This is a genomic window from Rhizobacter sp. (genome assembly GCA_021153565.1).
Classification (GTDB): domain Bacteria; phylum Pseudomonadota; class Gammaproteobacteria; order Burkholderiales; family Burkholderiaceae_C; genus Albitalea.
Window position 1 is genome coordinate 23,014 of sequence record JAJKJU010000044.1, and the last position, 11,794, is coordinate 34,807.

Here is an 11,794-nt window from a genome sequence, read left to right on the forward strand (position 1 = left end):
ATTTGGCCCGGAATAAGTTCACGTTTTGGGGGCGCTGGGCGGGATGCGATGCAAGGCGCTCCGAGCGCCGTGTGGCGAGTCACACAAGTGAGGAGCAACGCCGCAGCGCGCCCGCCCAGCGCCCCCAAAACGGGAAAATGGTTCGGGCCAAATCCTTATCGTTGCACTTTCGCCTTTCGTGTCAGGAGCCCGTTGCATGAGCCGCCATTTGTTGCCAACCCGTGTGTGGGACCTTCCCACACGCCTGTTCCACTGGGTCCTGGCCACTTGCGTGATTGTCTCCATCGTCAGCGCGCAGATCGGCGGCAATGCGATGGTGTGGCACTTCCGGCTCGGCTACGTCGTCTTCACCTTGCTGGTCTTTCGCCTTGTGTGGGGCTTGATCGGAGGACACTGGTCGCGCTTTGCCAATTTCATCTATTCGCCGTCCACCGTGTTGCGCTACCTGCGCGGGGAGAGCGAGGCGGACGAGCATCACGACGTCGGGCACAACCCGACGGGCGCGTTCGCGGTCTTCGGCTTGTTGGCTCTGCTTGCTGGGCAGGTCGTCACCGGGCTGTTCGCCGACGACGAGATCGCCAACACTGGCCCTCTCATCAAGTTCGTGTCGGGCGCGACCAGCAGCAAGCTCACTGCGTGGCACACGGACTACGGCCAGTGGCTGATCGTGGCGCTGATCGTGTTGCACATCTGCGCCATCGTGTTCTACCTCGTGCGGCACAAGCGCAACCTCGTGGCCCCGATGATCGTCGGCGACAAGCCGCTCCCGCCCGGCGTACCTGCATCGGCCGACCACTGGCGCGTGCGGGGCCTCGCCCTGTTGGTGCTTACCCTGTGCGGCGCAGGAGTCGCTTGGTTAGTCAGCCTTGGGGGATAAACTCAGGCTCCCCTTGGCTTCCCGCTCGCGGATGGACGCCCCCGAGATACGCCTGGTCACTCCGGACACGCCCGAACTCCTCGCTGCCACGCGAGAGATCTTTCGCGAGTACGCGCAGAGTCTCGATGTCGACCTCTGCTTCCAAAATTTCGAGCATGAGCTTGCCAACCTGCCCGGCGAGTACGACCGACCCGCCGGCGCCTTGTTGCTGGCCATCGTCGACGGCCAGATCGCCGGCTGTGGTGCACTGCGCCCCTTCAGCGACGCGGACAACGCCAACTCCTGCGAGATGAAGCGTCTCTTCGTTCGACCCGCCTTCCGCCGCTTCGGCCTTGGCCGCGTGATCGCCCAGGCGCTGCTCGACGAAGCCCAGGGCGCCGGCTATTCCGAGGTCCTGCTCGACACGCTCGACGACATGGAGGCTGCGCGCGGGCTTTACGCCACCCTCGGCTTCGGGGAAATCCCACCCTACTATTACAACCCGATTCCCGGTGCACACTATCTCAAAGCGACGCTGGGTGTGGCGCCCTGCCACTACTGAGAGGCTGAGATGATGAATGCATTCCGACAACTATTGAAGTCTTCGGGAGCGCATCCTCCCGTGGGCACCTGGATCAGTTCGGCCAGTCCCATCGTCGCGGAGGCCATCGGTCACGCGGGCTTCGACTGGGGCCTGGTCGACATGGAGCATGCGCCGCTCGACGTGATGGGCGTCGTACACATCCTGCAGGCGCTGTCGGGTACCAAGATGCTGAGCGTCGTACGCGTGCCCTGGAACGATGCCGTCACCGTCAAGCGGGTCCTCGATGCCGGAGCGACGACGCTGATGTTTCCCTTTGTGCAAACCGCCGATGAAGCGCGGCGCGCCGTCGCCGCGACACGCTACCCACCGCAAGGCATTCGCGGCATGGCCGGCCTGAGCCGTGCCACGCGCTTCGGCATGACAACCAATTATTTCAAGACCGCCAATGACAACGTCGGCGTCATCCTGCAGATCGAAACGCCGCAAGCCGTCGAGCAAATCGAAGCCATCGGCGGTGTTGAGGGCGTCGATGCCCTCTTCATCGGCCCAGCCGATCTGTCGGCCGCGATGGGGCATATCGGCCAGTTGACGCACCCGGCCGTCATGGATTTGATGGCGCGCGCAGTGCAGCGATGCAAGGCCATGGGTTGTCCGGTGGGCACCCTTGGCAACAACCCCGAGATGGTGGCCCAGTACCGCGCTGTCGGCTTCGACTACGTGGCCGTCTCTTCCGACATTGGTTTCATCATGCGAGGCGCCCAGGCGGCAATCACTGCGCTGCGCACGCGAGACAACGAGCATGTGCACACGCTGAACAGCGGAACGCAGGAAACCGGCTATTGAGACCGACCGTGTCGCCGTGTTTCATGACGGGACGGGCGTACGATGACCCATCGCCACGCACGCGGCGATTTTCCAGAGACTTCCCGGGATCTCCATGACATCAACGACCACCGCTGCCGACGCCGCCTTCGAACTCCACGCCGGCGCTTTGCGCCTCGCGGTCCGCCCAGACCTGGGCGGCTGCATCGCGGGGCTTTGGTACCGCGACACGCCCATTCTTCGATCGACCGAGCCCTCGCTATTGCAAAGCGCGCGGCTGTCCGCGTCCTTCCCGCTCGTGCCGTATTCAAACCGCCTGGGTTACCGCAAGTTCCGATGGAAGGGGCGCGACTACACCACGCAACCGAACTTTGGCGACAGTCCGCATTCCGTGCATGGCATAGGCTGGATGCGGCAGTGGGAAGTCGGCGCCCACAGCGCGATCGACGTGGAGCTGCACCTTGATCACAAGGGTGACGAGCACTGGCCGTTTGCCTTCCAGGCGACGCAGTACTTCTCTTTGACGCCGCAGGCGATGTTGGCTCAGATGGTCATCACCAACACGTCCAATCTCGCCCAGCCGGTGGGCCTCGGATGGCACCCGTATTTTCCCAAGCGCGCACGCAGCCGGCTACATATCGAACTCAGCGACCGATGGGATTCGGATGCGGAGCAATTGCCGGTGCGCAAGGTGGCGCAGCCCGGCATTGATGCCGACGTTGCGCACCTCGACTTTGACAATGGCTTCGAAGGCTGGAAAGGTCCGGCGCGCATCCGCGATGAAAAGTTCTCGCTGCAACTTCGATCCAATCTGCCCTACCTCGTGGTGTACACGCCGAAGGACAAGGACTACTTCTGCGTCGAACCCGTGAGTCATGTGGGCAACGCAATCCACATGGCCGACCCGGCCGCGCACGGACTGCGCACGCTGCAACCAGGAGAAAGTTTCGAGGCGTCGATGACACTCGATGTGACCGTGCTGTGATGCGCGAGCCCGATCCCGACTTGCGTGTCGCCGTTGCCTCGCCGAGCCTCCTCGGCGAATCGCCGATGTGGCATCCGCGCGAGCAGGTTCTGTACTACTGCGACATCGCCGGCAAGCGCCTGAATCGCTTCGATCCGGCAAGCGGCGAATTGACGCACCAGAACTTCGAGACCGAGCCCGCAAGCGTAGCGCCGCGTCTCGATGGATCCTTGCTGATCGCGATGCGCGACGGCATCTTCAACCTCGACCCCGTAACCGGCCGGCGCGAACGACTCGCGCCAGTGCCCTACGACCAGACCTGCGAACGCTTCAACGATGGCAAGGCCGACCCGCAAGGCCGCTTCTGGGTCGGCACCATCTACGAACCGCGCGACCCCGCGGTCGCGGCGCTTTACTGCTTCAGCGAGGGCGTGCTTGAGCGTCGGGAGGGCGACATCACGGTATCCAACGGCCTCGCGTGGAGCCCCAACGGTCGCACGATGTACTGGAGCGACACCAAGGCCCACGAGGTCTACGCATTCGACTTCGACCCGGCCAGCGGCGAGTTGTCCCGTCGGCGCGTGTTTGCGCGTTTCCCCGTCAGGCGATCCAACCAGGACCTCGCCACCTACGGCGGTCGTCCCGACGGTGCAGCAGTTGACGCCGAGGGCTGCTACTGGGTAGCGATGTTCGAAGGTGGACGATTGCTTCGGCTTTCACCTGAGGGTGAACTCATCCGCGAAGTCGTGCTGCCGGCACGCTGCGCGACCATGCCCTGCTTCGGTAGCGCCGATCTGAAGACTATTTACATCACGACCGCGCGCGACAAACGACCCGCCGAGGAGCTGGAAATGCAGCCCAATGCAGGTTGCGTCTTCAGCTTGCGAGTCGATGTGGCAGGTCTGCCGGTGAACATGGCTGCCTGATTCACAAGACAGCCTCTCTGGTTTCGTCGCTTCGCGTCAGGTGGTGGACAGGATGCCTACCGATGCCCACCGATGCCCGCAGCCCGGGCAGTAAAAAGCTGCGCGGGTATCCACGTATATAATCCCGCGGCTTTGCCGAGATCAACTGAAATTTTGACCGTGAATCAACAATTGGGCCGTCCGAAAGGTACTGCTCAGCACTACGGTCAGGACGCAGATGCGGTGGAGGATCCGCCTTTCAAGCCATTGTCGCGAGAAGAAGCGCAGGCCTTGAGGGCCAAGCACCCGCCGGTGTCGCCATGGCGGGTGGTTGGAAGCCAGGCTTTGGCCGGTGTGGCGTGTGCGGCTCTCACATGGGTCGTCACGCACCGCGACGGCGCGGCGTGGTCTGCGCTTTATGGTGCGGCTGCCACCGTCCTACCAACCGCCTTGCTGGCGCGCGGGATGACGAGGCGAACCAGTTCAAACCCGGGCGCTGCTGTGTTTGGGTTCATGTTCTTGGAGATGGTGAAGATTGCTGTGGCGGTCGCCATGCTGGCGGCTGCTCCAAGAGTGGTACCCGATCTGAATTGGCCGGCGCTGTTGGTCGCCATGATCGTGTGCGTGAAGGTCAACTGGCTTGCGCTGCTTTGGCAGCGCCAGCCAGTGAGTGAAACAAAAGAGAGACACTGATTCGACATGGTTGCCGAAGCTCAAGTTGCCGAACACGCTGTAGACCACGCGACCACCGGGCCCACCGCCGGTGATTACATCGGACACCACCTGCAACACCTGCGATCGCACGAGCAGGCCAGCATCATCGATTTCTCGGTGATCAACTACGACACCGTGTTCTGGTCGATTCTGATGGGCGTGCTCGGCCTGTGGCTGCTGCGCAGTGTTGCCAAGCGAGTCACATCGGGTGTGCCGGGCCGATTGCAGGCGGCGATCGAGATCGTTCTCGAGATGGTGGACAACCAGGCCAAGTCCATCGTCCACAACGCGCAGTCGCGCAAGTTCGTCGGCCCGCTGGCGTTGACGGTGTTCATCTGGATCTTCCTGCTGAACTCGATGGACTTTCTTCCGGTCGACTTGATTCCCGAAATCTGGAAGCGAATCTTCGTCGCGACCGGTCACGAAGAGCACCACGCCTTCATGCGCGTCGTGCCAACCGCTGACCTCTCCGCCACGCTCGGCATGTCGATCGGTGTCTTGTGCGTCGTGCTGTTCTACAACGTGAAGATCAAAGGCCTCGGCGGCTTCGTGCACGAGTTGTTCGCCGCGCCGTTCGGCGACAAGTGGTTCCTCTACCCCTTCAATTTCGCGATGCAGATGATCGAATTCCTGGCGCGAACCGTGTCGCACGGTATGCGTTTGTTCGGCAACATGTACGCTGGTGAATTACTTTTCATGCTGATCGCCCTGATGGGCGCGGCATTGGTCCCGAGCTCCCCGTCGGGCATGGGCATCGCGCTGTGGATCGGCCATGTCATCGCCGGCACAGGCTGGGCCATCTTCCACATCCTGATTGTCGCCCTGCAGGCTTTCATCTTCATGATGCTGACGCTCGTCTACATCGGCCAGGCGCACGACGCTCACTGATTTCCGTTTTCTTTCTCACCACCGCACTTTTCTTTTCCCTTCTAGGAGTCATCATGGAACACGTTCTTGGTTTTGTCGCTCTCGCCGCTGGTCTGATCATTGGCCTGGGCGCCATCGGCGCTTGCATCGGCATCGGCATCATGGGCAGCAAATACCTCGAATCCGCAGCTCGCCAACCTGAGCTGATGAACGAACTGCAAACGAAGATGTTCCTGCTGGCCGGCCTGATCGACGCGGCATTCCTGATCGGCGTCGGTATCGCGATGATGTTCGCGTTCGCCAACCCCTTCGTGCTGAAGTAATTCACCGAATCCCGATCAACCTCAAGCTGCAAAGAAAGGTGTTGCCGTGAGCATCAACGCAACCCTGTTCGCCCAGCTCGCAGTGTTCTTCATTCTGGCGTGGTTCACGATGACTTTCGTGTGGCCACCCATCACGAAGGCGCTTGACGAGCGTGCGAAGAAGATCGCCGACGGTCTGTCCGCCGCCGACAAGGCCAAGGCCGATCTGGTCCTGGCCAACAAGCGTGTCGAAGAGCAGCTCGCAGCCGCGCGCACCGACGCCACCCAACGCTTGGCCGATGCCGAGCGCCTGGCGCAGTCGATGATTGAAGAGGCCAAGGCTCGCGCAAGCGAAGAAGGCGCCAAGATCGTCGCTGCAGCGAAGGCCGAGGCTGAGCAGGAGGCGGTGAAGGCGCGCGAGGTCTTGCGCGAGCAAGTCGCCGCGCTGGCCGTCAAGGCCGCCGAGCAGATCCTCAGGCGCGAAGTCAACGCCGGCGTCCATGCCGAGTTGTTGGGTCGCCTGAAGGCCGAGCTCTGAACGGACGTCACCATGGCTGAACTCGCAACCATCGCACGTCCCTACGCCGAGGCGCTGTTCAAGGCCGCGGGCCAGACCAACCCGCGCGAACTGGCGGACCAGCTCGACGCGCTGGGCCAGGTGGCGAGCCTGCAGGAGTTGCGGCAGTTCGCCGACAACCCGAAGGTGCAGCCCGATGCGGTCTACGACCTCATCGTCAGCTCGCTCAAGGTCGTGACCTTCGCGCCCGCCGTGCAGAATCTACTGCACGCCGTGATCGAGAACGGTCGCCTGTCGGCCCTGCCGGAAATCGCCGTGCAGTACCGTTCGCTCGTCAACGCCCAGTCCGGCGTGTCCGATGCGACCGTCTACAGCGCCTTCCCGATCAACGGAACGCAACTCACCGATGTGGTCTCGGCGCTCGAAAAGCGCTTCGATCGAAAGCTCAACGCCAGTGTGGTGGTGGAGCCTGAGCTTATCGGCGGCATTCGCGTCGTGGTCGGTGACGAAGTGCTGGACACCTCGGTCAAGGCCCGTCTTGAACAAATGAAGGTGGCGCTGACGGCCTGACCTTCGGGTCACGTCCAAAGAATCATCTCCTCGCATTCCAACGCGGGCCTTGGTAACGATCAGGGCCGGTGACCGGAGAAAGCAATGCAACTGAATCCCGCAGAAATTTCCGAACTGATCAAGAGCCGCATCGAGGGCCTCGGCACCTCGGCGGACATTCGCAACCAGGGCACCGTCGTCTCGGTGACCGACGGCATCGTCCGCATCCACGGCCTGTCGGACGTGATGGCCGGCGAAATGCTGGAATTCCCCGCGACCAAGGACGGCCAGCCGACTTACGGTCTCGCACTGAACCTCGAGCGCGACTCCGTCGGCTCGGTGATTCTGGGCGAGTACGAGCACATCTCCGAAGGCGACACCGTGAAGTGCACGGGCCGCATTCTTGAGGTGCCCGTCGGCCCCGAGCTGATCGGCCGCGTGGTGAACGCGCTCGGCCAGCCGATCGACGGCAAGGGCCCGATCAACGCCAAGATGACCGACGTCATCGAGAAGGTCGCCCCGGGCGTGATCGCACGCCAGTCGGTGTCGCAGCCAGTGCAGACCGGCCTCAAATCCATCGACTCGATGGTACCGATTGGCCGTGGCCAGCGCGAGCTGATCATCGGCGACCGCCAGACCGGCAAGACGGCTGTGGCGATCGACGCGATCATCAACCAGAAGGGTCAGAACATGACCTGCGTGTACGTCGCGATCGGCCAGAAGGCTTCGTCGATCAAGAACGTCGTGCGCGCACTGGAGCAGAACGGCGCGATGGACTACACCATCGTCGTGGCCGCGTCGGCCTCCGAGTCCGCCGCCATGCAGTACGTGTCGGCCTACTCCGGCTGCACGATGGGCGAGTACTTCCGCGACCGCGGCCAAGACGCGCTGATCATCTATGACGATCTGTCCAAACAGGCGGTAGCTTATCGACAGGTGTCGCTGTTGCTCCGTCGTCCTCCTGGCCGCGAAGCATTCCCGGGCGACGTCTTCTATTTGCACTCCCGACTGCTCGAGCGTGCAGCTCGCGTGAACGCCGACTACGTCGAAAAGTTCACCAAGGGTGAAGTCAAGGGCAAGACCGGGTCGCTGACTGCGCTGCCGATCATCGAAACGCAAGCCGGCGACGTGTCAGCCTTCGTTCCGACCAACGTTATTTCGATCACCGACGGCCAGATCTTCCTTGAGACCTCGCTGTTCAATGCCGGTATCCGCCCCGCCATCAACGCCGGCATCTCGGTGTCGCGAGTCGGTGGCGCAGCACAGACCAAGTTGATCAAGGGGCTGTCCGGCGGTATCCGTACCGACTTGGCACAGTACCGCGAGTTGGCTGCCTTCGCGCAGTTCGCATCCGACCTCGACGCAGCCACCCGCAAGCAGCTCGACCGCGGCGCTCGCGTGACAGAACTGCTCAAGCAGCAGCAGTACTCGCCGCTGCCGATCAGCCTGATGGGCGCAACGCTGTTCGCGGTCAACAAAGGTTACTTCGACGATCTGGACGTCAAGAAGGTCTTGGCCTTCGAACACGGCCTGCATCAGCATCTCAAGTCCAGCCATGCCGCACTCCTGCAAAAGCTCGAGAACGACAAGGCCATGGACAAGGACGCCGAAGCCGAGTTGACCAGCGCCATCGTCGCGTTCAAGAAGTCTTTCGCCTGAAAAATGAGACCACCCCCTACGGCCTTCGGCCGCCCCCTCAAGGGGGCAACACCAGCGGACCGGCAAAGCCGGATCCGCGGCGTTCGCTTGATCGCATGCGAGAGGAGTCTTTGAAATGGCAGTAGGCAAGGAAATACGCGGCAAGATCAAATCCTTCGAGAACACGAAGAAGATCACGAAGGCGATGGAACTCGTGTCGGCGTCGAAGATGCGCAAGGCACAGGACCGGATGCGCCATGCGCGTCCGTACGCCGACAAGATCCGCAACATCACTGCCAACTTGTCGCAGGCGAATCCCGAGTACCACTCGCCGTACATGCGCGTCACATCACCGAAGAACGTAGGATTCATCGTCGTCACGACCGACAAGGGTCTGTGCGGAGGCTTGAACACCAATGTGCTTCGTGCAGTCACCAACAAGATGCGCGAAGTGCAGGCGGCGGGTGGCACGATTCAATCGGTGGCCATCGGCAACAAGGGCCTCGGCTTCCTGAACCGCATCGGCGCCGCCGTTGTGTCACATGTGACGCAACTGGGTGATCGGCCGCAACTCGACAAGCTCATCGGCCCGGTCAAAGTCGTGCTGGATGCCTTTGTCGATGGCAAGCTCGATGCGGTCTACCTCTGCTACACCAAATTCATCAATACGATGAATCAGGAGCCGATGGTCGAGCAGTTACTACCGCTCGACGGTACGCGCCTGACGCAGACTGCCGAGGAAAAGAAGGCCTATGGTTGGGACTACATCTATGAGCCGGACGCCGCGACCGTCATCGACGAACTGATGACGCGCTACATCGAGGCGCTGGTGTACCAGGCTGTGGCCGAGAACATGGCGTCCGAGCAGTCGGCACGCATGGTCGCGATGAAGGCTGCCACCGACAACGCCGGCAACTTGATCGGTGAGCTGAAGCTGGTCTACAACAAGACCCGCCAGGCCGCGATCACGAAAGAACTCTCCGAGATCGTCAGCGGCGCGGCCGCGGTCTGATCGTGGTCACGAATACGAATATTGTTTGAAGGAATCGACATGGCGAACACTCAAGCCCAAGGCAAGATCGTTCAGTGCATCGGCGCGGTGGTGGACGTGGAATTTCCCCGCGATTCCATGCCCCGCGTGTATGACGCACTGAAGCTTGAAGGCACGGCCCTCACCCTCGAAGTCCAGCAGCAGTTGGGCGATGGTGTGGTGCGCACGATTGCACTCGGCTCGTCGGACGGCCTTCGCCGCGGCCTGATGGTCAGCAACACCGGCAACGCGATCACCGTGCCCGTCGGCAAGGCGACGCTCGGTCGCATCATGGATGTGCTGGGCCAGCCCATTGACGAGCGCGGCCCGGTCAGCCAGGAACTGACGGCTCCGATTCACCGCAAGGCCCCGGCCTATGACGAACTGAGCCCCTCGCAAGAGCTGCTCGAAACCGGCATCAAGGTGATCGACTTGATCTGCCCGTTCGCCAAGGGTGGCAAGGTGGGTCTGTTCGGCGGCGCCGGCGTGGGCAAGACCGTCAACATGATGGAGCTCATCAACAACATCGCCAAGGCTCACTCGGGTCTGTCGGTGTTCGCCGGCGTGGGCGAGCGCACCCGTGAGGGCAATGACTTCTATCACGAGATGGCCGAATCGAACGTCGTGAATCTTGAGAACCTCGCCGAGTCCAAGGTGTCGATGGTCTACGGTCAGATGAACGAGCCCCCGGGCAATCGTCTGCGCGTGGCGCTGACCGGCCTGACCATCGCAGAGTCCTTCCGCGACGAAGGCCGAGACGTGCTGTTCTTCGTGGACAACATTTACCGGTACACCCTGGCCGGCACCGAAGTGTCCGCACTGCTGGGCCGTATGCCTTCCGCCGTGGGCTACCAGCCGACGCTGGCAGAAGAAATGGGTCGTCTGCAAGAGCGCATTACCTCCACGAAAGTCGGCTCGATCACCTCGATCCAAGCGGTGTACGTCCCTGCGGACGACTTGACCGACCCGTCGCCGGCCACGACCTTTGCCCACTTGGACGCCACCGTGGTGCTGTCGCGCGACATCGCGTCGCTGGGCATTTACCCGGCCGTGGACCCGCTGGACTCGAACAGCCGCCAGGTCGACCCGAACGTGGTCGGCGAAGAGCACTACAGCACGACCCGTGCCGTCCAGGGCACGCTGCAGCGCTACAAGGAACTGCGCGACATCATCGCGATTCTGGGCATGGACGAACTATCGCCGGAAGACAAGCTGGCCGTGGCTCGCGCCCGCAAGATCCAGCGCTTCCTGTCGCAGCCGTTCCACGTCGCTGAAGTCTTCACCGGCTCACCGGGCAAGTATGTTCCCCTCAAGGAAACCATCCGCGGCTTTAAGATGATCGTGAACGGCGAGTGCGACAGCTTGCCTGAGCAAGCGTTCTACATGGTCGGCACGATCGACGAGGCTTTCGAGAAGGCCAAGAAGATTCAGTAAACCCAAGCTGGCTGATTCAGCGGACGGGCTCGGCCCATTGAATCGGTCACCAGTGACTGAATCCTCTCAACCCTCAAGGAAAACTAAATGGCAACGATTCACGTCGACGTCGTCTCCGCAGAAGAGCAGATCTTCTCGGGCGAGGCGAAGTTCGTCGCGCTGCCGGGCGAGAACGGCGAGCTGGGCATCCTGCCCCGCCACACGCCGCTCATCACCCGCATCAAGCCGGGCGCGGTGCGCATCGAGCGCGCCGACAACGGCGAGGAAGAGTTCGTGTTCGTGGCCGGCGGCATTCTCGAAGTGCAACCGGGCTCGGTCACTGTGCTCGCCGATACCGCGATCCGCGGCAAGGACCTCGACGAAGCCAAGGCCACCGAGGCCAAGCGACTCGCTGAAGAAGCACTCAAGAACGCCAAGAGCGACATCGACGTCGCTCGCGCACAAAGCGAACTCGCCGTGTACGCCGCACAGATCGCAGCGCTTCGCCGCTTGATGAAGAAATAGTCGATTCACGTCGATCTCAAAGCCCGCCCGGCGAAAGCCCCGGCGGGCTTTTTCATGTGCGCCCAGCATGGGCGCACTCTTGTGGGTGCAAGTCCCGCCGTAAGTTGATCACGACGAACGAAGCGAAGCGCAACTGCATGAGGGCGAC

14 protein-coding genes are annotated in these 11,794 nt (G+C 62.2%); all 14 read left to right on the top strand.

The features are described from left to right. Positions 1-196: 196 nt before the first annotated feature. The 14 genes from AC30NL_RS03220 to AC30NL_RS03285 all read left to right on the top strand — a co-directional run bounded on the left by AC30NL_RS03220 (position 197) and on the right by AC30NL_RS03285 (position 11,646). Entirely contained in the window at positions 197-877 is a 681-nt protein-coding gene (locus AC30NL_RS03220) for a cytochrome b/b6 domain-containing protein (RefSeq protein WP_489462571.1), read from the top strand. Between the two features lie 31 nt (positions 878-908). Beyond that, positions 909-1,418, top strand: coding sequence for a GNAT family N-acetyltransferase (locus AC30NL_RS03225; protein ID WP_489462584.1), 510 nt, complete (start codon positions 909-911; stop codon positions 1,416-1,418). A 9-nt stretch (positions 1,419-1,427) separates the two neighbouring features. Beyond that, positions 1,428-2,243, top strand: a complete 816-nt coding sequence (locus AC30NL_RS03230) for an HpcH/HpaI aldolase family protein (protein WP_489462572.1) — start codon at positions 1,428-1,430, stop codon at positions 2,241-2,243. A gap of 94 nt (positions 2,244-2,337) precedes the next feature. Then, on the top strand, positions 2,338-3,207 hold the full coding sequence (locus AC30NL_RS03235) for an aldose 1-epimerase (RefSeq protein WP_489462573.1): 870 nt from the start codon (positions 2,338-2,340) through the stop codon (positions 3,205-3,207). Beyond that, complete coding sequence (locus tag AC30NL_RS03240; RefSeq protein WP_489462574.1) at positions 3,207-4,112, top strand: SMP-30/gluconolactonase/LRE family protein; 906 nt, start codon at positions 3,207-3,209, stop codon at positions 4,110-4,112. The genes AC30NL_RS03235 and AC30NL_RS03240 overlap by 1 nt, the downstream gene beginning before the upstream one ends. Before the next feature lie 159 nt (positions 4,113-4,271). Next, a complete protein-coding gene (locus AC30NL_RS03245; protein ID WP_489462575.1) occupies positions 4,272-4,784 on the top strand; it encodes an ATP synthase subunit I in 513 nt (170 codons plus the stop codon). 6 nt (positions 4,785-4,790) lie between these two features. Continuing rightward, a complete protein-coding gene (atpB, locus tag AC30NL_RS03250; protein ID WP_489462576.1) occupies positions 4,791-5,693 on the top strand; it encodes a F0F1 ATP synthase subunit A in 903 nt (300 codons plus the stop codon). Between the two features lie 53 nt (positions 5,694-5,746). Beyond that, positions 5,747-5,995, top strand: coding sequence for a F0F1 ATP synthase subunit C (atpE, locus tag AC30NL_RS03255; RefSeq protein ID WP_011827793.1), 249 nt, complete (start codon positions 5,747-5,749; stop codon positions 5,993-5,995). Between the two features lie 46 nt (positions 5,996-6,041). Beyond that, positions 6,042-6,512: a F0F1 ATP synthase subunit B gene (locus AC30NL_RS03260; RefSeq protein ID WP_489462577.1), complete on the top strand. Its 471-nt coding sequence runs from the start codon at positions 6,042-6,044 to the stop codon at positions 6,510-6,512. 12 nt (positions 6,513-6,524) lie between these two features. Beyond that, complete coding sequence (locus tag AC30NL_RS03265; RefSeq protein WP_489462578.1) at positions 6,525-7,061, top strand: F0F1 ATP synthase subunit delta; 537 nt, start codon at positions 6,525-6,527, stop codon at positions 7,059-7,061. 84 nt (positions 7,062-7,145) lie between these two features. Next, positions 7,146-8,699 carry a F0F1 ATP synthase subunit alpha gene (atpA, locus tag AC30NL_RS03270; protein ID WP_489462579.1) on the top strand — a complete coding sequence of 518 codons (1,554 nt, stop codon included), beginning with the start codon at positions 7,146-7,148 and terminating at the stop codon, positions 8,697-8,699. Positions 8,700-8,814: 115 nt separating this feature from the next. Next, positions 8,815-9,690 (top strand): F0F1 ATP synthase subunit gamma, encoded by an 876-nt coding sequence (atpG, locus tag AC30NL_RS03275; protein WP_489462580.1) that lies wholly within the window; start codon positions 8,815-8,817, stop codon positions 9,688-9,690. 39 nt (positions 9,691-9,729) lie between these two features. Beyond that, positions 9,730-11,142, top strand: a complete 1,413-nt coding sequence (atpD, locus tag AC30NL_RS03280; protein ID WP_489462581.1) for a F0F1 ATP synthase subunit beta — start codon at positions 9,730-9,732, stop codon at positions 11,140-11,142. Positions 11,143-11,229: 87 nt separating this feature from the next. Further along, positions 11,230-11,646 (top strand): F0F1 ATP synthase subunit epsilon, encoded by a 417-nt coding sequence (locus AC30NL_RS03285; protein WP_489462582.1) that lies wholly within the window; start codon positions 11,230-11,232, stop codon positions 11,644-11,646. The last annotated feature ends 148 nt before the right edge of the window (positions 11,647-11,794 follow it).

Excerpts from the sequence above, each read along its gene's own strand:
- AC30NL_RS03220 (WP_489462571.1), top strand. The coding sequence starts at position 197 with ATGAGCCGCCATTTGTTGCCAACCCGTGTGTGGGACCTTCCCACACGC.
- AC30NL_RS03225 (WP_489462584.1), top strand. The coding sequence starts at position 909 with ATGGACGCCCCCGAGATACGCCTGGTCACTCCGGACACGCCCGAACTC.
- AC30NL_RS03230 (WP_489462572.1), top strand. The coding sequence starts at position 1,428 with ATGATGAATGCATTCCGACAACTATTGAAGTCTTCGGGAGCGCATCCT.
- AC30NL_RS03235 (WP_489462573.1), top strand. The coding sequence starts at position 2,338 with ATGACATCAACGACCACCGCTGCCGACGCCGCCTTCGAACTCCACGCC.
- AC30NL_RS03240 (WP_489462574.1), top strand. The coding sequence starts at position 3,207 with ATGCGCGAGCCCGATCCCGACTTGCGTGTCGCCGTTGCCTCGCCGAGC.
- atpB (WP_489462576.1), top strand. The coding sequence starts at position 4,791 with ATGGTTGCCGAAGCTCAAGTTGCCGAACACGCTGTAGACCACGCGACC.
- atpE (WP_011827793.1), top strand. The coding sequence starts at position 5,747 with ATGGAACACGTTCTTGGTTTTGTCGCTCTCGCCGCTGGTCTGATCATT.
- AC30NL_RS03265 (WP_489462578.1), top strand. The coding sequence starts at position 6,525 with ATGGCTGAACTCGCAACCATCGCACGTCCCTACGCCGAGGCGCTGTTC.
- atpA (WP_489462579.1), top strand. The coding sequence starts at position 7,146 with ATGCAACTGAATCCCGCAGAAATTTCCGAACTGATCAAGAGCCGCATC.
- atpG (WP_489462580.1), top strand. The coding sequence starts at position 8,815 with ATGGCAGTAGGCAAGGAAATACGCGGCAAGATCAAATCCTTCGAGAAC.
- atpD (WP_489462581.1), top strand. The coding sequence starts at position 9,730 with ATGGCGAACACTCAAGCCCAAGGCAAGATCGTTCAGTGCATCGGCGCG.
- AC30NL_RS03285 (WP_489462582.1), top strand. The coding sequence starts at position 11,230 with ATGGCAACGATTCACGTCGACGTCGTCTCCGCAGAAGAGCAGATCTTC.